Source organism: Microcoleus sp. EPA2, from assembly GCA_020882975.1.
Classification (GTDB): Bacteria; Cyanobacteriota; Cyanobacteriia; order Cyanobacteriales; family Microcoleaceae; genus Microcoleus.
Genome location: JAHRFD010000033.1, coordinates 1,885 through 24,612, shown reverse-complemented (window position 1 = coordinate 24,612; position 22,728 = coordinate 1,885). Strand labels below are relative to the sequence as shown.

The window sequence follows — 22,728 nt, the reverse complement described above, 5'->3', positions numbered from 1 at the left end:
AAACTAACTGTCCTATCTATTTCGGTAGCATCGGAATTATTAGTAGCCGAAATTAGGAGACTCCAGGTGCCGTCTCCTTTATATCCTAAGGAGTGCAACCGGAATTGATATCAACTATCAACTATATTCTCACTCAAATACTCCTTAACAATTTTCAAAATCCGTGCCGCTGCCAAACCGTCTCCAAAAGGATTGATGGCCATTGCCATTGCGTTGTAAGCATCGGCATTGCTCAGTAATTCGGCGGCGGAGTCTGCTATTAAATCGGCATCTGTACCGACGAGTTTAGCAGTGCCGGCGGCAATTGCTTCTGGTCTTTCTGTGGTTTCTCTTAATACTAAAACAGGCTTCCCTAAACTCGGTGCTTCTTCTTGTAAGCCGCCGGAATCTGTGAGGATTAAATAGCATCTTTGAATCGCTCCTACTAATTCTGCGTAATCTAAAGGTTCAGTTAAAAAGACTCTGGGATGGTTGCCCAAAATAGCTTGTAAAGGTTCTCTAACTGTGGGATTTTTATGCAGTGGTAATAGCAAGGCTGTGTCGGGAAATTGCGCTAAAATTTTGAGAAATGCCTTGGCAATTCCTTGTAACGGTTCTCCCCAATTTTCCCTGCGGTGAACTGTGGCTAAAATAGTGCGATATTTGCTCCATTCTAAGTTGGGAATATTACATTTGGGTTCGCGTTTGGCTACTCCCAGCAAAGCATCAATCACTGTGTTGCCTGTGCGGTGAATTTGTCCCAAAACGGACGATCGCACCAAATTTTCCGCAGCCAGGGCTGTTGGGGCAAAATGCAGCCGTGTGAGCTGAGATATCAACCGGCGGTTAGCCTCTTCTGGGTAAGGATTGAACAGGTCGTCTGTTCGTAATCCGGCTTCTACGTGACCTAGAGGTATTTTTTGGTAAAATGCAGCTAAAGCAGCGGCAAAAGCTGTGGTTGTGTCTCCTTGTACTAGGACAATTTTTGGTTTTAGTTCTTGAAACAAAGCTTCTAAACCTTGCAAACTGCGGCAAGTAATATCTGTCAAGGTTTGGTGGTGCTGCATAATTGCTAAATCTCGATCGGCTTTTAGATCGAACAGTCCCATGACTTGCTCGACCATTTCTCGATGTTGGCCTGTTAATATTACTTGGGTGTCAAAGGATGGGGAATTTTTGAACTGTTGAATTACTGGGGCTAGTTTAATTGCTTCTGGGCGGGTTCCTAGGACGATGCAAATGCGGTGTGTGGCTTCGGGCATGGTAAAGTTAGGTGTATGTTTATTTATATTGCTGTTGGGTGGGGGCGGGTTTTTGAGATTGTGAGTTTTAGGCAATTATTGTTGGTGAAACCCGCCCCTACAAAAATATTGGTCTGGATGCAATATCTGAGTAGGTTTATTCATATTGCCATTGGTGGGGGCGGGTTTTTGAGATTGTGAGTTTTAGGCAATTATTATTGGTGAAACCCGCCCCTACAAATTTATTGAGATTAGTACATTTTAAATTTTTAATTTCTTATGCCTCGTTATATTCTATTTTACAAGCCTTACGATGTTTTGACTCAATTCACTGATAATTCAGGAGAAGTTAAACGCCGAACTCTGAAAGATTATATTCCGATTCCTGACGTTTATGCGGTCGGAAGGCTCGATCGCGATAGTGAAGGTCTGTTGTTGTTAACGGATGATGGACAAATGCAGCACCGACTCAGTGACCCGAAATTCGCTCATCCCCGTACTTACTGGGTGCAAGTGGAAGGGATTCCTGATGCAGGTGCGATCGCTACTTTGCAGACTGGTGTCACTATTCAAGATTATCGGACTCGATCGACAAAAGTGCAATTATTATCAGCGGAACCCCTGTTACCGCCACGGGAACCGCCGATTCGATTTCGCAAGCATATACCCACAGCATGGCTGGAAATGACCCTGACAGAAGGCCGCAATCGACAAGTCCGCAGGATGACCGCAGCAGTAGGCTTCCCGACTTTGCGGTTAGTCAGAAGTGCGATCGGAAATTTGCGTCTAGAAGGCCTCAATCCTGGTGAGTGGCGCGAACTCACCCAAGCTGATTTGAGATTTTAAATGGGATAATTACCAATACATTTAAAAGTAAACCCCCAAGATTCAACTACTTTCTCGGTGGTAAAATAAAACTCTCTTTTCCATTTTTATCCTTTCGTACCTGAGCTCCCAATTGGACAAGAGCTTGTTTCGCCCTTTGGCGCACAAGTTGGTCTTTTGTTTGAGCATAAACCATATTCCAAGCCGAAAAGCGTACCTGGACGCTATCGGGGTCTCGACGCAAATATTCAGCAGTAGCACGAAATATCGGTGCTAATTTCTGACCTTCTGGCGTTTTTTCTACCCAGTCAGCAGCCATTTCGTGCGATCGAATAGACTCAGGAATATCACCCAGCAGCAGCAATTCGTCAAGTCCTTTATTTCGCCATACCGTCCACGCTTGGGGGTCAATTTGTGGCGACAGGACATTAGTACCGCGTTCCATTAAATCGACTGCAATTTCTGGTTTTGCTTGGTAAAAAGAAACAGCAACTGACAGAAATGGGTAAATTTCCACTCGCCTGGGGTCTCGTTTAGTGATGATGTCAAAATAATCTTGACTGAGGCTGTAACCAGTGATGTCTCTGGCTTCGTCATCGCCAAAATATTGCAAAAATTTCAGAAATGTCCAATCTGCAATTAAATTGTCAAATCCAAAACTGGGGATGGCTTTGAGAATTTTCAGCCGCAGGGCTTCTTGCTGTTCGGATTGCTTGAAAGTAGCGGCCGAGATGGTCGGTAAGGGCTTTCCCCCCTCAGTTTCCCTAGCAGAAATTCCGCCGAATTGCTCCTGGGACTGCATGGTAATGACCCCGCAAGCGGCTGCTATACCAATAACTCCACAGAGGAGCAGACTCAACCACTTGTGAGAAAATTGTTCGATTTTAGCTTGCACGGCACTTGGAAATTTAGGATATTAATTAAGTTTAAAGGATTAGTCGGTCAGCGTAAAATTCAGTAAAATAGATTGGTGATTGGTTGGCGATCGGTGAAAAAGCTAGTTAAACTGTTCAAAAGGATGCCATAGCCTCCGCAAGAAAGTTTATTTACAGTGATTTGAGATTTTCTAGCAATCGAAAATCTTCCATCAAAAATCTAAAATAGAATTGAGCCAAATTCAATGAATATAGCCCGCAGACGCTTTTCTAAATTACAGGCAGCCCTGTTCAATGGGGCTCTGGCGACAACCGCTTCCATATCTTTGTTTGTACCTGGCCTGAGTCAATCCGTCCGTGCTGAGCTTCAAGATAGCCCCAAAGCTGTTTTAGACGAGGCCTGGCAAATTGTGAACCGAGAGTATGTTGATGGCAGTTTTAACAAGACTGACTGGGAACTTACCCGCCAAGATTTGCTCGGCCAAAATTATACCTCTCGCGAAGCAGCCTATACTTCTCTCCGCAAGGCATTAGAGAAGTTAAACGACCCCTACACCCGCTTCATGGACCCGAAGCAGTACGAAGCGTTGACTAATCAAACTTCTGGGGAACTAACAGGGGTAGGGATGAGGCTGGAAGCGGACGAGAAAACTAAGGCGATTACGGTGGTTGAGCCGATGGAAAATTCCCCGGCCCTCAAGGCTGGGATTCAAGCGGGCGATCGCATTTTGGTGATTGATGGTAAACCTACTACAGGCATGACTGTTTCTGATGCTGCTCAAATAATTCGGGGCGCTGAAGGCACTAAAGTCACCTTGCGGATTGCTCGGCCTGGTAAAAGTGAGTTTGATATTACCCTGACTAGGGCCAGAATTGAGGTAGCGGCAGTTCGCTACAGTCTCAAAAATGAAGGAGGTAAGAAAGTCGGTTATATCCGTTTGCAAGAGTTTAGCTCCCACGCCGGAGAACAAATGCAAGCAGCTATTAAAAAGCTCTCGGATCAGAAAGTTGATGCTTTTGTGTTGGATTTGCGTGGCAATCCAGGGGGTTTGCTACGTGTAAGCATTGATATTGCCAGGATGTGGATGGATACCGGGGCTATCGTCCGTACAGTCGATCGAGCCGGAGATTCTCAGGAAATGAAGGCAAATCGGACTGCCCTCACTGACAAGCCTTTGGTAGTCCTTGTAGACGACAATTCTGCCAGCGCCAGCGAGATTTTGGCTGGTGCTCTCAAGGACAATAAACGCGCCACGGTGATGGGTGGTCAAACTTTTGGCAAGGCTTTAGTACAATCGGTGCATTCTTTGTCTGATGGTTCGGGATTGGCGGTGACGATCGCTCACTACTATACTCCCAACGGTACTGATATTAGTCACAAGGGCGTTACTCCCGATGTCAAAGTCGAAGTCACCGATGCACAAAAGCTGAAATTAGCTAACAAACCGACTTTGGTTGCTACTAAGGACGATCCTTGTTACGCCCAGGCGATCGCACTTTTGAAAACTACCGCTTCCTCAGCTCGTCCTGTTGCTGCGAATGAAATTGTTGTTCCTCAGAAGTAGATGAAATTGGCACTTAACAATTAGCTTGAAGATAAAACCCGCACCGGCGGGTTTTATTTTGGAAACTGGGTTTTCAACCCTGTTTTAAAATAAACTCTAAAGGCAAACCATCTGTATCGGCAATAAAAGCTACTTCGTAAACATTTTCTCCGATCGCCTGTTGAGTCGGTTCTAATAAAACTTTCAGCGGCTGAAACTGGCTTGGTTCCTCACAAGCTGCTTGCTCAAACCGTTGTTTGAGAGACTCTAACCAAGTAGGCAAGTCAGATGTCACCTCAGTTAAATCAAAGGATAGATGATAATATCCAACATAATGCTCGTCTCCAAAAGCATCTGGGGCTGGTTTGGGTTCTGGGATTTGGATGAGTTCAATGCGTCCGTTGAGGCCTTCCATCCAACAGGCTAGAGTGTAACCGGTGGTAAAGCGATCGCTCACAGTAAATCCCAACTGTTCGTAAAAGGCGATCGCCCGGTGAATATTAGCAGTACGAATCGAGGCGTGGTGCATTTAACTAATGACTATTCAAACAACCGAAAATAGGGATATCGAATCGGAACTCCTGGCTCTTTTTCCAAATCAAAATTAATCACTTCCCAGCAAGGTTCCTCCTCAGATTGGGGGCTAAAATCCACAGGTAAACCGTAAAGCTTCGGCATTGCAGATTCCGATTGACCCCGCCAAGATGTGCTGCGCTCTAAATACACGCTGATTAATTCCCTATAGCGTTGGGCAATGATGATGCGAGTTGCTCGATAACCTTGAGTATATAGTCGATCGAGCGCTTCGTGAATTTCAAACCGAATTCCATCGGGGTGAGTGTGCTGACGATACCATTCATTTTCCCAGTGACGCCAGTGTCGCCCCGACTGAAGGTGAACTAAATCTCCCGTTTTTGGATCGGCCTCAAATGCCCCGTGACGCGGACACAAATAGGTATCCGTGAGGGTGAGAGCCGGAATTGTTTGGCGACAGTGGGGACACTGAATCTCCGGGCCAAACATCGGGTATTGCAAGGCTACTTCGATCATGTAGTGCGTCCCAAAATTTTTTCTCTGCAAAAGTCCCAAATACTTGTATTATATCTTGTATTGAGCCTTGGTTAAGGTCAACCCATTTTTTCGATTAGCAATCCCAAGGAATCCGTGACTACACTTCCTTCTTATTGGCCGATTCCCGATCTCTCCCAAGCTGCTTTTGTCGCCCCAGGTGCTGTGGTTATGGGTAAGGTAGAAGTAGGTGTGGGGGCGAGTATTTGGTACGGGGCGGTGGTGCGAGGGGATGTGGAGCGGATTGCGATCGGCTCTTGTACTAATATCCAAGATGGATCTGTTTTACACGGCGATCCAGGAAAACCGACGGTTTTGGAAGATTTTGTGACAGTGGGACACCGAGCGGTGATTCACTCAGCTTACATTGAACGGGGTTGTTTGATCGGGATTGGGGCGATCGTCCTCGATGGAGTTAGGGTAGGAACAGGCTCGATCGTGGGTGCCGGTGCGGTTGTCACCAAGGATGTACCCCCTTACACCCTAGTTACCGGAGTACCTGCGAAGCGATTGCGGGATGTTTCCCAGGAAGAAGCGGCGGAATTAATCGAGCACGCTAGGCGTTACGAAAAGTTGGCTTTAGTCCATGCAGGTAAAGGGAATGATTTGGGATTTTTTGAGGTGAAGGAATAAGGTTTTCAACATTCATATCAACTTAAAACTGAAACCATCTGTCTCTCTCGTTTTTATCGAAGTCTAGATCCCCCTCGCATCCCCCACCCCCCCCTACCCCCCCCCAAGGGGGGAAAAAAGGGGAGTAGGGGTTGACTTTGATCGGAATCTTGTCCCCCCCTTATTAAGGGGGGCTAGGGGGGATCTCCGAGCTAGTTTTATTTGACATCAATGCTAAACAATAGTAATTAAAATCAAGCAAAAAAGTATTGATTTCTAATGATTTACACTACAGAAAAATTCCTAACTGAAGTCGCCAATTTCTAGAAGGCATGGATGACATCCTTAAGTACAGGTTCTCGCAAATGTTGTTTTAAAGATTTCAGAGTTCCCAAATCGACTGAACATCCCAAAATATCCTGCAAATAAAGCCGCACTTCGATAAATTCAAAGAGTCCTACAGGTTGATTAAATTCAACTAAAAAGTCTACATCACTATCTGAACGAGCTTCATCTCGTGCTACTGAACCAAACAAGTTAAGAGATTTTACTCCCATTTTCTGCAACTGTTCTCGGTGTGCGGCTACAATTGCTAGTACATCATCGCGTTTCATAGCTTGTTTCCCAAAACTAATTTAATATTAAGGTAGTATGTTGAGAATTGGATGATATGGGCGATCGCAAATCCCTGATTGATTTTGTGACAGGCGGGGTTATTGCCGACGGGATAGCTGGGTTTCAAAGGCTTTTTGATGGGTTTGGGAGAGTGCGGGCGATCGCCTAGATATGTCTTTGGGAATATGGTAAACTCAAAAACATCCGGCTAAGGCTGTCGGAGGAGTAAAGGTGAAAAGTAATCATAAAGTACCCCAAGTAGCCTATTAACTGATTTAGAGAAAAATTTAATGAATCCAGACGTATTTTTGGAACAGAAAGATGTTTCGCCTTTGATAGCAGCATTAACTCGCTGGTCACAGCAGGTTATCATTGCGAGCGATCGCCAAGATGTGTTGAATAATTCTGGCATTCATCAGGCTTTATTAAACCAGATTAAATTTGATAATAAGGCTCCACTTTTTGCTAATAATTTAGTAGCAGAACTCAAAAAATATTCTTTTTCATATCAAAAAGCTGATTATCATCCGCTGGTTAACTTCCTGCAATATTTGTGCGATAGCGCTCAATCAGAAATAGATGAATTGCCCGAAGAAGATATTGCTTTATTTGGCAAGTTACTGGAAGAAGGAAAGGACAAACTTAATGCTTTAGCAAGTCGTCATGCCGTAGGTAGGATCGAATCACCAAAAGGAACTGGTATTGGTACTGGAGTATTAATTAAGCCTGATTTATTACTCACCTGCAATCATGTTTTTACTAAAAGTCAAGCAAAAAAAGCATGGGTGCGTTTTAACTGCAAGTCTGGAACCCTCCCGTTAGACAACTATTTATTTGAACTAGACCTTAGCCCTGATGTGGCGAAATCCGATCGAAAACCGATGGTGTTTAAAATCGAAGATTATTTGCGGGAGATCGGTTTACAAAGCAAAGGAGAAAGGCGATCGCTCTATTCCATCATGCAGCGCCCTTTACCGCCAATTGATGATGAGACAGAGGCAGAATTGCGATCGCTGGAAACACTTTTTGAATAAAATAAAATTTAGGAGTTTGAATCAATGACTATAGAAGTTCTTACCCAGGTGGACAAAAAAAATATTCTGGAGAGACGGTTCGGAGTTTCACAAAAAGCAATTATCGAGTTTTGTCAACGTTGGCAGATCATTGAATTTGCAGTATTCGGTTCGGTTTTGCGATCGGATTTTCGTCCTGATAGTGATATTGATGTGTTAGTGACTTTTGCGCCAGAAGCTAAACGGGGTTTGACTGAAACTCTAGAAATGCAAGATGAGTTAAAAGCAATGTTTACCCGTGAAGTAGATTTCATCATCAAGAAAGCCCTGGAAAAAAGCGAGAATTGGTTACGTCGTCAAATTATTTTAGATTCAGCACAAGTGATTTATGCCACGCGATAAGGAATCCTTGATTGATATAGAAAGAGCCACCAGACGAATATTGCGTTACACTGACAAGATAAGTCGAGCTGAACTGGAAATGAATGATGAAAAATTATCAGCCATTCTCTACCAGATTGCGATTATTGGCGAAGCAACCAAACGGCTATCTCAAGATTTTCGTCAGCAACATCCAGAAATCCCTTGGAGAGAGATAGCTGGAATGCGAGATATGTTGATCCATAAATATGACCAAGTTGATTTTGATGTAATCTGGGATGTTGTACAAAATAAGCTTCCTGAACTTCTAACTCAATTTGAACCAATCCTCCCATCTCCTGAAAATTAATTGTGAAAATCACAAACCAAAAGTAATTAATTATGGCGACTAACTATGAACTTGTTAAAGCCTGAAGAACAAAGAAAGCTTAAGGAAATTTTAGCCAATAGTTCACAACTGAAAACTGCTGACTCTCGCATTGATTTTATCGGAGCAAGTCCTCTAAGTAGTTTTCTTAATTTGATTCGTACAGATCAAAGGGATTTTAATGGTTTTTTTAATCACCTGATTACTGAGATTTCTAAAGTTAGACCTATCAAAGATAATGAAAGCTCGGAAGAAAAATTGGCATTAGTTATTTTATTAGAATATTTTATTCATAGTGAACAAAATTTATCTCCGGAAGATGAAGAGTTTATAAAATATTTGATTCAAAAAAATCAAACAAAAAAGAGTGATGAAGATAAAATAGATTGCCCGTATCAGGGCTTGTCAGCATTTACAGAACAAGATGAACACCTATTTTTTGGACGGGATAAGTTTGTCGAGCAGTTAGTGGAGGCTGTGAAAAAATATCCTTTAGTACCTGTCATTGGTGCGTCTGGAAGTGGCAAGTCTTCCGTTGTGTTTGCTGGACTAATTCCCCGGTTGCGGGCAGAGGGAACTTGGCTAATTCAGTCTTTTCGTCCGCAGAGTCAGCCGTTTTATGGGCTGGCTTCTGCTTTGGTGCGTTTACTCAAGCCGGAATTGGATGAAATTCAGCAACCTGGACGAGCAGCGGAACTGGCCGATGAGATGAACCAGGATGGGTTGATGATATCGCAGGTTGTGGCAAGTATTTTGGATCGTAATCCAGGCAAACGAATCTTGTTAGTAATTGACCAATTTGAGGAATTGTACTCGCTGTGTCGGGATGAGAAGGAACGTCAGCGCTTTTTAGATCAATTATTAAGCGCAGTTGAGGTAGCACCGGCTCAACGAACACCTAATTTTACCTTTGTTTTCACTCTGCGGGCTGATTTTTACGGATATGTGCTGTCTTACCGTGGGTTAGTGGATGCTCTCGAAAAGTCTACCCTGCCACCGTTGGGACCAATGAGTCCTCAAGAGTTACAAGAAACGATAGAAAAGCCTGTGGAGAATTTGGTGGAATTAGAGTCGGGGTTAACTGAACGCATTCTGGGGGATGTGGCGGCGGAACCGGGAAATTTACCGTTATTGGAGTTTGCTTTAACTCGATTATGGCAGACACGGCAACAGGGGAAGTTTACTCATGCAGCATATCTGGAGATGGGCGGTGTTAAGCAAGCTTTGGCTAAACAGGCTAATACGATTTATAACAAACTCAGTTGGACGGAACAGGAACAAGCACAACGTATTTTCGTGCAAATCGCAGGTAATTAGCCAATGAATAAAATAGAGAACTATCGCACCCTAATCAAAAAGATTTTGAGCGAGTACGATCGCCTTTTTCAAACTTACCTAGCTAACTCTAATTTTGGCTCCCGCTGGTTCAAATGGTAACTAGCGCTTTCTTCGAGCAATTGACGAACAAAATTAGGTTCTTGGGAGTTCAATGAATGCAAAATATCTCGATACAAACGACAAGCATCATCATCGTTTAAGATCCGGCCGTGAAGGATTCTCGTCCATTCCGAAGCAACAAGCATTAATTGCGGTACAACTGTAACAAAGGCTTGAATCTGGGCTGACACATCAAAAGATTCTAGAAAATGAATCAAACCAAACATGACTTCTGGCTGTTCGCAGCGATCGTCTAAAATCAGATGTAAATCTGGCAAATCTTCATTTTGAGGACGATCGGCAAGTGAGGCTAAAGCTTTTTCAAAAGCTGTAACTTCATCAGGCGATCGCATCAATTTATTTACTTGTAAAATGTTAATCCAGATATTTTCCTTCATCAGCTATTACCTTCCTCATCTGATTCACCTATCATCGGTTTTTGAGCAGCGTGTCGCACAAAAATAATCTGAACGCTATCATCAACAATCGTAAACAGAATCCGATACGCATTTCGTCCCTTACCGTAAACCAGTTGTCGTATTTCTTCATTAAAAAAACGATTTTCATAGGCTAAGGAACAGTGAGAAGGCATATTTTCTAGAGATAAGGTTGCTTTATACAATCCTTATAACCAAGTTCTAGCCTTCAGAGAAGAATGATTACTAAACCAAAAAATAAGATTCCTCGATTGCTTTTTGTGCTGCGGGTTGGATAATTACTTGATATTTCTGATTCATGGCTAACTGTCTAGCTTATCAAACAGTTGATTGAAAAAATCCTCCGCTTTTTTTCCTTCCCCTCGATCCATTTGTGCCAAACCCAGCTTAATTCCCTTTAAAGTCTCTAATAACTCAACCGCATCTAAAAGTTTCTGATAGGATTCAGCATCCTGAATAACTAACTCTGCTTTCCCGTTGACAGTTAGAACTAAAGGATGTTTTGTTTGTTTGAGCCGCTGCACAAACTCAGTCGTATTACGTTTGAAATCGGTGAGAGAATGTATGTCTCTTGAAAGGTTAATCATAATGATGACATGAAATTAGCATCTAATTAAATGTTAAACGATACCTGCGGAGTTTGTCAATCTAAGCTGAGATGATATATTGTCGGTAACGAGAGTTCTTGTAGGGTGCGTCGCTATCAGATTTTTCGGGTTTCCAAGTAGATGACTGATGGCGACGCACCTGCTCGATATCTGAAATCTAAATCAGAAACTGGGTTTTTTGCGTAAGTCCTACATATACTATTAAGGTTCTGCCGGAATTTCACCGATCGCCTTTCCCCATACAAATCAATCATGAACGATCGCACATCCCATCCAAACATCCCTCCACACACCTGGAAACGCGCCATAGGCCTCGGTTGGGACAACCCCTACACAGTCCGCTACGCCAGCAATCTCGACGATGGTCCTTGGCACGGAATGCCCTTGGGTGGCTTCGGTGCTGGGTGCATTGGTCGATCGCCCCGTGGAGACTTCAACCTGTGGCACATCGACGGTGGAGAACATATTTTTAATAGTTTGCCCGCTTGTCAATTCAGCGTTTTTGAAGAAACTGCTGGCAAAAAACAAGCTTACGCACTGTGTACTGAACCGCCTACAGATGGCAGTTTATCTAGTTGGAAATGGTATCCCAACGAAGGAAGAAGGAAGAAGGAAGAAGTCAACCCCCCGCAACCCCCCCCAAGGGGGGAAAATAAGAGGGAAGAGGAAGAAGGAAGAGGGGAAGAATTTCAATCTTCTGGGACTTATCATGCTTTGTATCCCCGGAGTTGGTTTGTTTACGAAAATGTATTTCAGGCACAATTAAGTTGCGAACAATTTTCGCCAATTTTGCCGGATAACTATCAAGAAAGCAGTTACCCAGTTGCCATGTTTGAATGGGTGGCACACAATCCTACAGATGCGCCGATTACTCTCAGCATCATGTTAACTTGGGAGAATATTGTCGGCTGGTTTACTAATGCTATCCCCCCCCAGCCCCCCCTGACTGAGGGGGGGTACGGGGGGGTTCCCGTTAAGGTGCGGGATGATGGAAGTCCCGCCTATGAGTATCAGCCTCGGTGGGGAGAAAGTGGCGGAAATATGAATTTGTTGGTGGAAGATTTTCACCGGATTGGCTGTGTCATGACGCGCTTAAATGCTGATGATGAGCCAAAAGAAGGGGATGGACAATGGGCGATCGCCACTATTACCAATCCAGCGGTAGAAGTATTCTATCAAACTCGCTGGAATCCTGTGGGGAATGGAGAGGATATTTGGCGACACTTTTCTGGGGAAGGTTTGTTGTTGGATGATAAAGACGAGACACCCTGCACCCCTGGAGAACGATCGGCCTGTGCGATCGCCGTTCGCTTTACAATTAGACCAGGAAAAACTCGCAAAATTCCATTTATTTTAGCCTGGGATTTCCCCATTACTGAATTTGCACCCGGAGTTTGTTATTACCGCCGCTATACAGATTTCTTTGGGCGCAATGGCAAAAATGCTTGGCCGATGATTCGTACTGCTATGAAGCATTCCGATACTTGGCGCGAAAGTATAGAAGCTTGGCAAAAACCGATTTTGTCACGGGAAGATTTGACTGATAGCTTCAAAATGGCTTTGTTTAATGAGTTGTATATCCTCACTGATGGCGGTACTCTTTGGACTGCGGCGGATGAACGCGATCCGAAGGGTCAATTTGGAGTTTTGGAGTGCCTTGATTACCGTTGGTATGAAAGTTTAGACGTGCGTCTTTACGGTTCTTTTGCTTTATTGATGTTGTGGCCGGAATTAGAAAAATCGGTAATGATCGCTTTTGCGCGGGCAATTTCTACAGGCGATGATACACCGAGAATTGTGGGCTGGAATCAAGCTGCTGCTATTAGAAAAGCTGTGGGTGCGACTCCTCATGATTTGGGTGCTCCTAACGAGCATCCTTGGGAGAAAACGAATTATACTAGCTATCAAGATTGCAATTTGTGGAAGGATTTGCCTTCGGATTTTGTGTTGCAAGTTTATCGCGATTTCCTGTTGACTGGTAGCACAGATTATGAGTTTTTGCAAGATTGTTGGCCGGCAATTGTTGAGGCTTTGGCTTATCTGAAAACTTTTGATGAGGATGGTGATGGGATTCCTGAGAATTCGGGAGCACCGGATCAGACGTTTGATGACTGGCAAATGCGGGGAATAAGTGCCTATTGTGGGGGTTTGTGGTTGGCTGCGCTCGAAAGTGCGATCGCGATCGGCGAAATCTTAGAAGATAGAGCGCCAGAGATAATTCCAAATCCTCAAGCAAAGATTGCATTATATCACAGTTGGTTGGAACAAGCCCGACCAAACTATCAAGAAAAACTCTGGAACGGTCAATATTACCGTTTGGATAGTGAGAGTAATTCCGCAGTGGTAATGACAGATCAATTGTGCGGTCAATTTTACGCAAAACTGTTAGGTTTGCCGGATATTGTGCCGCTAGAATGTGCCATTAGTGCTTTAGAAACTGTCTACGAATCTTGCTTTCTGAAGTTCAAAGATGGTGAGTTTGGGGCGGCTAATGGGTTGATGCTCAATGGGGCACCGGAAAATCCGAATGCGACTCATCCTCTAGAAGTTTGGACGGGGATTAATTTTGGGCTAGCCGCTTTTTTGGTGCAGATGGGAATGGAGGATAAGGCATTTAAGTTGACTGATACGGTGGTGCGACAAATTTATGACTATGGGTTGCAGTTTCGGACGCCGGAAGCGATTACGGCAACGGGGACTTTTCGGGCTTGTCACTATTTGCGTCCCATGGCTATTTGGGCTATTTATTATAGCCTTTGCATCAAGGACAAGCAGGATGTCTAATATCTACCCCCCCAACCCCCCCTTACTAAGGGGGGGCTTTGAACTAGATCTGTAGTAGGACTTTATGAAAATGGTATAATCTACTCCCCACAATAATTTTGGGAGATGTCTATTAGACATCTCCTAAAAAGACAGTCAAGAACAGGCATCTTGTCTGTTCCACAATGATTATGACAGAGGTAGATTCAGCTCAACCGATTAATTTAGCAACTCGCAAAGCAGACGTAATCGCTCCTTCATGCAAACCATCACCCAAATAAGCCCCCGCATGATAAGTATGATTCTCTCCATTAGTCTCGATAATTTCATTTCGATATCGGAAAGATTCCACTGTATATAAAGGGGTGTGATGTTTCTGAATGTGAATAATTTGGTCTTTTGCAATCAATTCATCCAGGTGAAAAGCTAAACTGTATTCCCGCGGAGATGAGATGCCACAAAGCTGATTTAAACTCGCATTATAGCCCCATCCTTTGTCTGTTTCAAAAAAATCAAATTCTGATAACTTGCGAATACCGTAGCGATCGTACATGGATGTATCCGAATGCAGCAAAGTAGTCGCATAATTGGCTTCCCATGCCGAAAACCGCTTAGTTTCCGCCTCCGTCGGGTCAGACAACAGCTTCATTACGCGATCGGGAGGTGTGGCAAACACAACCTTATCAAACTCCTGAATCTCCCCAGTAGACAGCACAATTTTTACACCATCAGCGCCTCTACAAATACTCTCAATTTCCACATTCACCAAAATTTTACCCCCAAAGCACTCAATAATTTTTTCAATGTAAGAATACACGCCACCTTTAATCCTTACCCAGTTCACCGACGCATATTCCCGTAGCATGGGAATCGCCAATTCTGCTGGAAAATTGTTGATGATTTCAAAAGGTATCGAGTAGCTATACATCGTCAGTAACTTGAGCCAAGTATTGCGTACACAGGAGCTATTTAAAGGCTGACCCAGTGGCATATCGTAGAAATCATGCGTTTGAGAAAATCGCATTTTCAGGATGAATCCAGCAGAACGAGCATAGAGAGCATCGAGTTGTAAATATTCAATCAGGCGTTGAATTCCCGTGAAGTTTTTCTGAATGGCGACTGCTGATAAAAAGTGGCGACCGTCTTTAAAAAATAGCGAAGAACCTATTTCCACAGGTTCTAATTCTACTCCTAGCTCTTCCATGAGAGTAGCAAAATTATAAAACACTGTCGGAAATTCTAATACTCCATTTTCTAAGATATCTTTACACTCAGATTGATTGGGCGCAACGTTTTTGTTGAGTGTCCGAATATGTCCGCCTAAAATTGGCTGTTTTTCAAACACTGTAACATCATGCTTCTGTTTATCGAGCCAGTAGGCTGTGGCCATTCCACTAGCTCCGCCTCCAACAATTGCAATTCTCATGGTTCTCTCCTAAATTGATAGAAGGAAGATGGAAGATGGAATATGGAATATGGAATAAATTATCGTTCCCAGGTTCTACCTGGGAACGCATTGCTAGAGGCTCTGCCTCGTGTTTTTTATTAGAGAATTCCTCCTAGCCTAAAATTGGATCGCCTGATAAACGTTGATACAAAAGTGCTCCTGTCCAAAAGGTCGGCGCAAATCCTGGGTAGCCGGAGGAGGCATTACAGAAATAGAAATTGTTGAGGGATGTTTCGTGATTTAGGCGATCGACTCCCATGTTACGGGGCGTTAGACTAGAACCATAAGAATTGCCATTAGGACACCAGCAGAAGCGCTCGTTAGTGGTGGGACTTCCTGTAATATGAAAGACCATGTGTTTGCGGAAATTCGGAACGTAGTGTTTCTCAACTACGTCTAAAATTGAATCCAAAATTTCTTTTTTCTTGTTTCGATAAGCTTTGCGATCGCTATCCCAGAGTTGCTTAAAATAACTGTAATTAGCAACAGTGAGAAATTCAACTATTTGACAATCTTCGGGACAATCTCTCCGTGATTCAGTCAATAAAGTTGGAGTTGTGATGGCAAAACTGGGATTAGAAAAATCATTTTGCTCGTACATTTGAGCAAATGCTTCATTCAAATCTTGATGCCCAGAATGAAACGTATTCCACTTGCCAAATCCATAGTCTCGGAGATCGATATCTTTGACAACACAGTAGACCATGTAGTTAGATGCAGAATACTCATAATTCAGTTTCCGCCTTACTGTTTTAGAGAACAGTTCCTCACCAATCATTTTGGCTGCTTTTTTCGGATCGAGGTTGCAAATCACGGTGTCTCCGGTGAATTCATGAGTTTGATGGGAGGTCAAATCCATTGCTTGCACTCCCGTAACAGTTCGGTTGGTGAGTCTAAAATTGATGACTTCATGATTTAGCTGCACCTTGCCGCCGTGGGATTCAATGACTTGAACTAAGGAATTGATGACATCCTCAAAATGTTGGGTTGGGTAAAATGCACCTTCTTGATAGCCTCTAAATAAGGCAATCCACGCATAGAAAGAAAGTTGATTTGGTGGCAGTAGAAAATCAGGCCATTGCAAGGCTAATAAGGTTTGGGCTGCTTGTGGAAGTTTAAATTTATCGAAAACATCCTGAAGTGTACTATTGAGATATTGAATGGCACAAAATACCTCACTGAAATGTTTGACTAATTCCACTGGTTTGATGGGAGGAGCTAGTTTTTTTAAGCCGGCGGCAGTCTTTTCAACTTCGTTGATAAATTGGGAAATTCGAGTGGCATCTTCAGGAAACAACAGGGACAATCTGCGGCTCAATTCTGTTGATTCTGAAGGAATTTCCAGGGAATATCCAGGCATTTTCATGTGATCGAAGCCATTGGGATCGTAACGCTCAAAAGTTACATCTCGATCCAAACCTAGCTTTTTGAGTACGCGATTGACAGTGTGTCCTTCACCGCAATCCCAAACGTAGTGAAATTGGGCATTAAACGTATATTTTTTTGCCATTGTAAAGGTATGACCAAAGCCCCCCGGATGTTCATGGGCTTCGAGGATGTGCACGGTTTTGCCAGAATTTGCCATCAAGGCCCCAAAAACCAGTGCGGATAAACCACTGCCGACAATCAGGTAATCTGTTTTCATAAAAACCTCGCGGGAGCTTGGAAACCCAGTGGCTTTAGCCCTGGGAGGAAAAGTAACACGGGATAGTTTAGTGTCACATCAATGGGATATTTCCTCGATCGAGTGAATCGGGCGATCGTTCTATCTTGAGACTAACTCTCAATTCTGAGGAAATTATGAAGACAATTGTTGATATCAATTCCGGTTGTATCGGCATGATTTAACCGCGAAGGCACCAAGGACGCGAAGGAAGAGAAGAGAGGATTTTATATGATGGGTATTTCAGCCGGGTTTGGTATCAGGTAAGTGTGTGGAAGAGAATGTCGATCGCCTTCGCATTTGCTTGTACTCCTTTGAGTATAGCTAAAAGTCGATCGCTGGAGGCTATCCTGATGAAAGTGGCATTGTTTTCTGGGATGATGCGGAGTCGATCGACTGTCAAGTTTCCTGTTAAAATAAGCACATCTTCATCCGGGGTAAAATCAGTAATTACATCGCTGCCTTCGGGCGCAGTTAATACAAAGTAATCTCTTCCATTTCCACCTTGTAACGTATCATCGCCTAAATCTCCCATTAGCCAGTCCTCACCTAGGCCTCCAATCAAAGTATCGTCATCTTTGCCACCTTGAAGAGTATCATTTCCTTCACCACCGCACAATTGATCGGTATCGTCATTGCCAAAAATGAAGTCATTGTCATTACCGCCACAGAGGTAATCTTTTTGAGCGCTAACATCTGGGGAAATATTATCCATATCTCCCATAATTGTATCGTCTCCTGGGCCGCCACAGATGCTGTCATTGCCTAAATCTCCTAATAGTAAATCATTGCCGGTATTGCCGAAGATTAAATCGTTATTTTTGCCACCGTGTAAGGTATCATGAGATTTGCCACCAGACAGAGTGTCTTTGCCTTCTTGTCCATGGAGAAAATCTCGATCGCGATCGCCAAATAGCAAATCTCGTCCCGTTAAATCGCCATCAGACGAGTTAGAAGTGCCACCAAATAGACTATCAGCACCTTCACCGCCAACTAGAGTATCATTGCCCTTATCGCCCCAGATTAAGTCATGGTTTTTGCCACCGATCGCCAAATCATGATCCTTACCTGAATAAATAATATCATGGCCAGCATGAGCGATGATATAGTCATTATTTTCGTTACCAAATATGGTGTCGCTGTCTGTATCCGGGGCGACATAAATGTGACTAGGAAATCCACCATAAATATAGTCGCCACCTTGCAATCCAATCAGCAAGTCGCTACCCTTGAAACCATTGATAATGTCGTTAAAATTAGTCCCGGTTAAGGTATCTTTACCCTCAGTAGGGCTGAAAGTATGTTGAGTAATATTGGGGTGAAGAAGGGACGGGATATCTGGTAAAATAGTGCGATCGCAAAAGCAGTTTTCCGAAAAAGTATCGATATTTCCCCCATCAAAATCAGTCAGCATTTCCACAGGTGGGAGGGGCGTTGGATGGTGGGTACCCATCCCCACTGAAATCGCAGTCGGAATCTGAGTCAAATTTTCAGCCAGAATTATAGTCACCGTTGGAATGACAATTTTCTGTGGAATCGGAGTTTCCGCAGGCGTCTGAGTCGGAATCGGAGTCGGAATTTCCGCAGGTGTTGAAATTGGAGTCGGAGTTTCCGCAGGTGTCGGTGTCGGAATCGGAGTCGGAGTTTCCGCAGGTGTCGGAGTCGGAGTTGGAGTTTCCGCAGGCGTCGGAGTCGGAGTTGGAGTTTCCGCAGGTGTCGGAGTCGGAATCGGAGTTGGAGTTTCCGCAGGCGTCGGAGTCGGAGTTGGAGTTTCCGCAGGTGTCGGAATCGGAATCGGAGTCGGAGTTTCCGCAGGTGTCGGTGTCGGAATCGGAGTCGGAGTTTCCGCAGGTGTCGGAATCGGAATCGGAGTCGGAGTTTCCGCAGGCTTCTGAATCGGAGTCGGAGTTTCCGCAGGCGTCGGAGTCGGAATCGGAGTTTCCGCAGGCGTCACAATCGGAGTCGGAGTTTCCGCAGGTGTCGGTGTCGGAATCGGAGTTTCCGCAGGTGTCGGTGTCGGAATCGGAGTTTCCGTAGGTGTCGGAATCGGAGTCGGAGTTTCCGCAGGCTTCTGAATCGGAGTCGGAGTTTCCGTAGGTGTCGGAGTTGGAATCGGAGTCGGAGTTTCCGCAGGTGTCGGAGTTGGAATCGGAGTTTCCGTAGGTGTCGGAGTCGGAGTCGGAGTTTCCGTAGGTGTCGGAGTCGGAGTTTCCGCAGGTGTCGGAGTCGGAGTTTCCGTAGGTGTCGGAGTTGGAGTCGGAGTTTCCGTAGGTGTCGGAGTTGGAATCGGAGTCGGAGTTTCCGTAGGTGTCGGAGTCGGAGTCGGAGTTTCCGTAGGTGTCGGAGTCGGAATCGGAGTCGGAGTTTCCGCAGGTGTCGGAGTCGGAGTTTCCGCAGGTGTCGGAGTCGGAGTCGGAGTTTCTGTAGGTGTCGGAGTTGGAATCGGAGTTTCTGTAGGTGTCGGAGTTGGAGTCGGAGTCGGAGTTTCCGTAGGTGTGGGAGTTGGAATTGGTGTCGTATCTACAATAGTCAAAACAGCCGTAGAAATAGCCCCCAAATCAGCCCCATTAGTAGGAGAAATTAATCTTAAATTAACAGTTTCATTTCCTTCTACTAAGGTGTCATCAATAATTTCAATAGTGAAAAATTTACTGGTTTCGCCGATCGCAAAATTCAAAGTACCAGATGTTGCGGTATAATCACTACCAGCATTCGCCGAGCCATTACTTGTGTTATAATCGATACTAGCTAGTGCATTGGTCTCATCAGTGCGAGTCACAGTAATTGTCGCAAAATTACCGTTTTCATTAACCGTATAATCGGCTTGACTAAAGTTAAATGTACCTGTATTATTGACGTTGATATTGAAAGTTTGATTGGGCGAAGTATCCACGCCACCGTTATCACTACCGCCGCTGTCTTTGAGATTTATAGTAATCGTAGCACTACCAGTTTTACCTGGGGCGGGCGTAAACGTTAGTTGTCCTAAAGAGTCGATCGCAGGTGCTACACTAAATAAACCTGTATTGTCATTCCCCACCACTTGAAAGTTGAGGCTTTGTCCCGACTCGTTGGCTGGCCCTGCGGAAATCGCTGTAGCCCATCCAGTAACGCTTTGCGGGCCTGCGTTGCGGTTGAGAGTGCGATCGAACCCTTTGACAAACGACGGCGCATCGTTAACTGGATTAACAGTAATTGTAGATGTTATGGCATTAGTGCTAAACGGTGTTTTTCCCCCAGTGACAGAAGCATTGACACCCGTTGTACCGCTAGCAATTCCGTTACTTCCATCCCACGCGCGAAAGGTAATTTTTGGCTCGCTACCAGAGGTACTATAATAGTCTGAGTTGGGTAAAAAACGCACTTTCCCAGGTGTTTGCACCGAGACTCTTGTCAGGTTAATATTAGCTTGGGCTGAAGTATTATCGTCTCCTAGAAATATAAAATTAGGAGTTTCGTAAGGATCGATCGCACCGCTAAAGGCAGTATAATCTCGGAGTGGGCCGGTTAGGATTACCTCGCTATCATTATAAAGAAAGTAATTTGCGCCTTGCACTTTCAGAGTATAATTAGTAGCAAGATTAGTGTTGTAAGCAACATTCTCCGCAGCCACAAATAAGCTATTAGTTTGCCCCCCTGGATTAGGAGTAATGCCGTCTCCCTGAGCAAAAATATTCCCAGAAGTTGCAGATAGCTGTTGAAAACCAATTTCAATTGCTTTGCGATCGCTTGTTACCGCTATAATACTAAAACCAGCTCGATTGGGATTAGTGCGCGATTCGGAAAGAATTTGCAGATTAAAAGATATACTAAAGCCCGAATTGCGATCGAGGATCGGAAATGAAGGATTTAAAGGATTGTTGGTATACCCCGCATAAATATTATTAGCAGCAGTGCTATTTAAATTAACTCCATTCCCGCTAAATATTTCCGAAGCAATAACCCCAGGAGTCGCAGCATTTAAATTAGTAAAATTCAGCCAACCTTGCTCGCTAGGAGTGTTACCAAGTAAGCCATTATAAACAACATTCGTTCCTAAAACAGTTGCTAAATTTTCAGAAACATTACCAAAATTTGTCCAACTATTGCCACTATTAGTCGAGAATTGCCAATTGCCGTTAATATTTTCAACTCCCGTAACAACGACCCCTAACATATCCTGATTAGCATCAGTACCCAACTCCGCAAGATAGCCACCAAAACTAAATCCTGTGTTAGCTGAGTTAGTTATATCTTCGTTAATCTGGAATGATGGATTAACAGTAGGATTTGCCAAATTTGGAGCGCTATTTACCTGGGGATTGCGGAGGTTATTAATATAAATAGTGTTAATTCCACCATTGGGCAAACCGAGGGAACCGGGGCTGTTGACAGCATAATTTATAGTTTTATTAACTCCGCCCAAAGCACTGGAAAACTCGACAATGCCACCGTTGTTGGCTGCTGCAATTTGTACTTTAGCTGCATTGCCAAATTCTCCGTGGGTTCCTGATGTCCTCCAGGCGATGGAATCTACTGTATTGGTTGTAGTGAGAGGGGTAGTATTATCAACATATACAACATCGGAAGCAGCTAAATCGCTATCAAAGTTTCCGACTGGTAGTAACTTGGTCAAAAATCCACCTTCGGCACTCAATGTAATATTCCAATCATTATTTGTGCCAAGCGGTAGAGGATTGTAAACAATCTCTTGATTAGCTGGAGGGCCACCAATAGCAATTATTGTTCCTGCTTTAAAAACAGGCGCAATACTCGCCATATTAGTAAATCTGTAAGCTGAATATTTAGCTGTTGTAGGAACAGTTGAATCCCCCACAAAATAGCTCTGAAGCTGAGTTACAGTTAAATCTTCTGTCAGCAATAACTCGACATACTCGTTGCCGGTAATATCTCCTGTAGCCCTGCGGAATTCGTTGATAATTATCTGTCCCATATAGATGCACCTAAATTTCAAATAAAAACGATGTTTTATCTGTCAAGCAATGTCGCCCTAGGACTGGGAATACCAACTTTTTATGAGGCCCCGTAGAATTCGATCCCCCCTAGCCCCCCTTAAGAAGGGGGGGACCGGAAGCTTTTTGAAGTCCCCCTTTTTAAGGGGGATTTAGGGGGATCGAGATATGTGCAACGACCCATTAAATTGGTACAACCTAAATTGATTTTGGTCTCAATATTGTACGTAATAATACTGAGATTAAATCCCAAATTAGTATTAAATATGATAAAATATCATAATAATACGGATGAGCCTTGTCAAGCATAATTTTAAATAATTAACAGGACTCATATCAAATGGGGTAGCACCAAGCTGCATTCATCTCTCTTATCTCCCTCTGTGTCCTCTGCGTTCTCTGTGGTAAAAATAATTCCGGTTGTATCGGAATGATTTAACCGCGAAGGCGCAAAGGGCGCGAAGGAAGATCAGAGAGAGATTAATAATTCTGATGAAGAGAGGATTTGATATCAAATGTGGTAGCATCGTCCTGTATTCATCTGTCTTATCTTCCTCTGTGTCCTCTGCGTTCTCTGTGGTAAAAATAATTCCAGTTGTATCGGAATGATTTAACCGCGAAGGCGCAAAGGGCGCGAAGGAAGATCAGAGAGAGATTAATAATTCTGATGAAGAGAGGATTTGATATCAAATGGGGTAGCACCAAGCTGAATTCATCTCTCTTATCTTCCTCTGTGTCCTCTGCGTTCTCTGTGGTAAAAATAATTCAAATTGCATCGGAATGATTTAACCGCGAAGGCGCAAAGGGCGCGAAGGAAGATCAGAGAGAGATTAATAATTCTGATGAAGAGAGGATTTGATATCAAATGTGGTAGCATCGTCCTGTATTCATCTGTCTTATC

At 43.9% G+C, this 22,728-nt stretch carries 19 protein-coding genes; 8 read left to right on the top strand and 11 right to left on the bottom strand.

Translation table 11 applies throughout. The annotated features are described in order from the left end of the window. Positions 1–110: 110 nt before the first annotated feature. The gene (gene wecB / locus AAFP14_RS22575; protein WP_341734431.1) at positions 111–1,241 is read right to left on the bottom strand and encodes a non-hydrolyzing UDP-N-acetylglucosamine 2-epimerase; all 1,131 of its coding nucleotides are present in this window, start codon (positions 1,239–1,241) and stop codon (positions 111–113) included. Positions 1,242–1,499: 258 nt separating this feature from the next. On the opposite strand from wecB, the gene AAFP14_RS22570 reads away from it, so the two are divergent. After that, positions 1,500–2,066: a pseudouridine synthase gene (locus AAFP14_RS22570; RefSeq protein ID WP_341734430.1), complete on the top strand. Its 567-nt coding sequence runs from the start codon at positions 1,500–1,502 to the stop codon at positions 2,064–2,066. Positions 2,067–2,112: 46 nt separating this feature from the next. Here the strand turns inward: AAFP14_RS22570 and AAFP14_RS22565 are convergent, their stop codons facing one another. Continuing rightward, positions 2,113–2,940, bottom strand: coding sequence for a hypothetical protein (locus AAFP14_RS22565; protein WP_341734429.1), 828 nt, complete (start codon positions 2,938–2,940; stop codon positions 2,113–2,115). Between the two features lie 225 nt (positions 2,941–3,165). Between AAFP14_RS22565 and ctpB the strand changes: the two genes are divergently transcribed. Next, complete coding sequence (gene ctpB / locus AAFP14_RS22560) at positions 3,166–4,485, top strand: carboxyl-terminal processing protease CtpB (RefSeq protein WP_341734428.1); 1,320 nt, start codon at positions 3,166–3,168, stop codon at positions 4,483–4,485. Positions 4,486–4,558: 73 nt separating this feature from the next. On the opposite strand, the gene AAFP14_RS22555 is transcribed toward ctpB, so the two are convergent. Both AAFP14_RS22555 and AAFP14_RS22550 read right to left on the bottom strand, forming a co-directional pair. Then, positions 4,559–4,993: a VOC family protein gene (locus tag AAFP14_RS22555; RefSeq protein WP_341734427.1), complete on the bottom strand. Its 435-nt coding sequence runs from the start codon at positions 4,991–4,993 to the stop codon at positions 4,559–4,561. An 11-nt stretch (positions 4,994–5,004) separates the two neighbouring features. Beyond that, positions 5,005–5,514 carry a TIGR02652 family protein gene (locus AAFP14_RS22550; RefSeq protein ID WP_341734426.1) on the bottom strand — a complete coding sequence of 170 codons (510 nt, stop codon included), beginning with the start codon at positions 5,512–5,514 and terminating at the stop codon, positions 5,005–5,007. Between the two features lie 114 nt (positions 5,515–5,628). Here AAFP14_RS22550 and AAFP14_RS22545 point away from each other — a divergent pair, with 114 nt between their 5' ends. Then, positions 5,629–6,165 (top strand): gamma carbonic anhydrase family protein, encoded by a 537-nt coding sequence (locus AAFP14_RS22545; RefSeq protein WP_472851083.1) that lies wholly within the window; start codon positions 5,629–5,631, stop codon positions 6,163–6,165. Positions 6,166–6,467: 302 nt separating this feature from the next. Here the strand turns inward: AAFP14_RS22545 and AAFP14_RS22540 are convergent, their stop codons facing one another. Continuing rightward, on the bottom strand, positions 6,468–6,758 hold the full coding sequence (locus tag AAFP14_RS22540) for a nucleotidyltransferase family protein (protein ID WP_341734425.1): 291 nt from the start codon (positions 6,756–6,758) through the stop codon (positions 6,468–6,470). Between the two features lie 291 nt (positions 6,759–7,049). On the opposite strand from AAFP14_RS22540, the gene AAFP14_RS22535 reads away from it, so the two are divergent. Genes AAFP14_RS22535 through AAFP14_RS22520 form a run of 4 tightly spaced genes read left to right on the top strand, consistent with a single transcriptional unit; the run spans position 7,050 to position 9,837 of the window. Beyond that, positions 7,050–7,793, top strand: a complete 744-nt coding sequence (locus tag AAFP14_RS22535; RefSeq protein WP_341734424.1) for a hypothetical protein — start codon at positions 7,050–7,052, stop codon at positions 7,791–7,793. 24 nt (positions 7,794–7,817) lie between these two features. Beyond that, positions 7,818–8,174 carry a nucleotidyltransferase family protein gene (locus tag AAFP14_RS22530; RefSeq protein ID WP_341734423.1) on the top strand — a complete coding sequence of 119 codons (357 nt, stop codon included), beginning with the start codon at positions 7,818–7,820 and terminating at the stop codon, positions 8,172–8,174. After that, positions 8,161–8,502 carry a HepT-like ribonuclease domain-containing protein gene (locus AAFP14_RS22525; protein ID WP_341734422.1) on the top strand — a complete coding sequence of 114 codons (342 nt, stop codon included), beginning with the start codon at positions 8,161–8,163 and terminating at the stop codon, positions 8,500–8,502. The genes AAFP14_RS22530 and AAFP14_RS22525 overlap by 14 nt, the downstream gene beginning before the upstream one ends. Before the next feature lie 45 nt (positions 8,503–8,547). Further along, the gene (locus AAFP14_RS22520; RefSeq protein WP_341734421.1) at positions 8,548–9,837 is read left to right on the top strand and encodes an ATP-binding protein; all 1,290 of its coding nucleotides are present in this window, start codon (positions 8,548–8,550) and stop codon (positions 9,835–9,837) included. 74 nt (positions 9,838–9,911) lie between these two features. Here the strand turns inward: AAFP14_RS22520 and AAFP14_RS22515 are convergent, their stop codons facing one another. The 3 genes from AAFP14_RS22515 to AAFP14_RS22505 form a co-directional block, all read right to left on the bottom strand. Beyond that, positions 9,912–10,355, bottom strand: coding sequence for an Imm30 family immunity protein (locus AAFP14_RS22515; protein ID WP_341734420.1), 444 nt, complete (start codon positions 10,353–10,355; stop codon positions 9,912–9,914). Continuing rightward, complete coding sequence (locus AAFP14_RS22510) at positions 10,355–10,579, bottom strand: type II toxin-antitoxin system RelE/ParE family toxin (RefSeq protein ID WP_341734419.1); 225 nt, start codon at positions 10,577–10,579, stop codon at positions 10,355–10,357. The genes AAFP14_RS22515 and AAFP14_RS22510 overlap by 1 nt, the downstream gene beginning before the upstream one ends. A gap of 117 nt (positions 10,580–10,696) precedes the next feature. Continuing rightward, positions 10,697–10,981: a type II toxin-antitoxin system Phd/YefM family antitoxin gene (locus AAFP14_RS22505; protein WP_341734418.1), complete on the bottom strand. Its 285-nt coding sequence runs from the start codon at positions 10,979–10,981 to the stop codon at positions 10,697–10,699. 273 nt (positions 10,982–11,254) lie between these two features. Here AAFP14_RS22505 and AAFP14_RS22500 point away from each other — a divergent pair, with 273 nt between their 5' ends. Beyond that, a complete protein-coding gene (locus tag AAFP14_RS22500) occupies positions 11,255–13,786 on the top strand; it encodes a GH116 family glycosyl hydrolase (RefSeq protein WP_341734417.1) in 2,532 nt (843 codons plus the stop codon). A gap of 190 nt (positions 13,787–13,976) precedes the next feature. Here the strand turns inward: AAFP14_RS22500 and AAFP14_RS22495 are convergent, their stop codons facing one another. The 3 genes from AAFP14_RS22495 to AAFP14_RS22485 all read right to left on the bottom strand — a co-directional run bounded on the left by AAFP14_RS22495 (position 13,977) and on the right by AAFP14_RS22485 (position 21,808). Beyond that, a complete protein-coding gene (locus AAFP14_RS22495) occupies positions 13,977–15,191 on the bottom strand; it encodes an FAD-dependent oxidoreductase (RefSeq protein ID WP_341734416.1) in 1,215 nt (404 codons plus the stop codon). Positions 15,192–15,324: 133 nt separating this feature from the next. Next, a complete protein-coding gene (locus AAFP14_RS22490; RefSeq protein WP_341734415.1) occupies positions 15,325–16,857 on the bottom strand; it encodes a phytoene desaturase family protein in 1,533 nt (510 codons plus the stop codon). 277 nt (positions 16,858–17,134) lie between these two features. Next, positions 17,135–21,808: a choice-of-anchor Y domain-containing protein gene (locus tag AAFP14_RS22485; RefSeq protein WP_341734414.1), complete on the bottom strand. Its 4,674-nt coding sequence runs from the start codon at positions 21,806–21,808 to the stop codon at positions 17,135–17,137. Positions 21,809–22,728 lie beyond the last annotated feature (920 nt).